The organism is Candidatus Cloacimonadota bacterium (assembly GCA_011372345.1).
Classification (GTDB): Bacteria; Cloacimonadota; Cloacimonadia; order Cloacimonadales; family TCS61; genus DRTC01.
The window spans coordinates 1-1963 of the sequence record DRTC01000496.1; the positions used below are offsets into that span (position 1 = coordinate 1).

At 39.9% G+C, this 1963-nt stretch carries 2 protein-coding genes; both read right to left on the reverse strand.

The window, feature by feature from the left end; translation table 11 throughout:
- Positions 1 to 1529, reverse strand: a 1529-nt coding sequence (locus ENL20_09585) for a hypothetical protein (GenBank protein HHE38807.1), incomplete at its 3' end; no start/stop codon positions are given.
- Positions 1530 to 1618: 89 nt separating this feature from the next.
- Positions 1619 to 1963, reverse strand: a 345-nt coding sequence (locus ENL20_09590; GenBank protein HHE38808.1) for a T9SS type A sorting domain-containing protein, incomplete at its 5' end; no start/stop codon positions are given.

Genomic DNA, 1963 nt, shown 5'->3' on the forward strand with positions numbered 1-1963 from the left:
ACCGGTTTTCCGTCGAGGGAATCAAAATCAATACCCTTGCGTGAAACTCCTATGACTCCCTGTATTTTAGGTCCTCCTTCGATGATCGCATGAGGGATTGCCAGGTTATCTCCAATTCCGGTTGAGATCTCTTTTTCTCGTTCCACAATAGATCTTTTCAGCTCCGGCAGAGTTATTTCGTGCAGCTTATGGGTTTTATGGAGAAAGGAAGCCAGAATATCGAGAGCTTCCCATTTATCTTTTGCTTCGCAGCCTACTTTAATGAATTCCTCCTGCAGAAAATCCATCAGGCGAATCCGATTCTTGTTTTCCTCACCTGCTTTTTTGATGGCATAACCCGTAAATAAAGGTCCTAATAATTCATTAACTACCACCGCAGTCAGAACAATTGCCGTGATCTGCGAAGAATATTCTCTGAAGAAACTATTATTTTCTATGATCAGAACTAATCCGATAGCAACCCCGGCTATAGGATATAAGGAAATACCTATCCATTTCCTTATGGTTTGAATAGAACCGGCAAGATAAGCACCAATCATCGGGGCTGCTGTTTTTCCAACCAGACGGCTCAAAATTAAGATCATGCCGGCAGCTTTGGCGATCGCAATACTCTTAAAATCGAGATGCGTGCCTGCCAGAACGAAGAAGATAACAAATACTTCGGTCTCGATATCCTTAAATGCTCCAAACAGCATCTGTCTGTGTTTGGAGAAATTCGTAATGATCATTCCCAATATCAGACAGGAAAGTATGCCGGAAATATGTAAGGTCTCGGATGTTCCTGAAACTATGACCACAGACAGAATAATGAGGATGAGGAACGATATTTTCATCTTCCGTTTCTCTGTAATGTAGATCAGGCTGAAACCAACTATTCCTCCAATCAGAAGTGCTTCCAGAAAGAGAAGTAATGGTTTTCCCACGGTATGATAAAGATCGATCCGGATCGTTGCTCCGTTATAGAAAAGATAATAATAGATGACATAGAAGATAAGAATGGTAAGCGTATTATTAAAAGCCACCACTGCCAGAATTGTTTTGGTGAAAATACCCTTTGCTCTTTTTTCTTTGATAATATGTAAGGTAGAGCCGGGAGCAGTAGTGATCGCAATAACTGAAATAATGAGACTTGGAATAAGAGATAATCCGGCAAGAAAATGTAAAGATACAAATACGATCGCAGGTGTTATGAGGACATCTGCTAAAGTTATATAGACGATCCGTTTTCCGGCATTATGAAGCTTTCTGAAGTCGAGGTGACTTCCTATCATAAGCCCGAAAAATCCAAGTGCGAAATTGGTGATCGGAATAAATCCTTTATATGCCTGTTCAGGGAAGATATTCAGAACATAATGCCCGAGCAGGATACCTCCAACTATCTGTCCGGTAACTATTGGGAGATGCAGTTTCCGAAATACTTTGGTGAAGATATATCCTGTGAGGAGCAGGACAGCCAGCACGAATAACTGGGTCGGTTCTCTGATCAGTGATGTTTGACCTGCGAGCCAGAGGTTTATATGTTCGAGCAAGGGTGATTCTCCTTGTATGCGGAATATTTGATCATCATCTTGTTTTATATGAAATGATATTTATCAGATCAGGAAAGATAGGGAAGAACTTATTTCACGACCAGACATTTCCTGATTTGAGACAAATTATTACGGTTGAACTTTATAAAATAGATTCCTGATTTCAGATCGTGTACATTCCAGTCATAAGAATGAAAACCGGAGTTCTGGCTTTCTTTAACAAGAACTTCTACCAGTTGTCCCTTTAGATTATACACTTCGATTTCAACCTTTCCTGCTTTGTTGAGCCGGTAATTGATATTTGTTTTGGAATTTACCGGATTTGGAAAGATCTGAATTCGATTCATCTCGTCAATTATTTCATTATCATCATCAGAACCTGAAGGGATGGATTCTATGGAAACATTTATTTCGGAATTTGCCGGTATATTAAC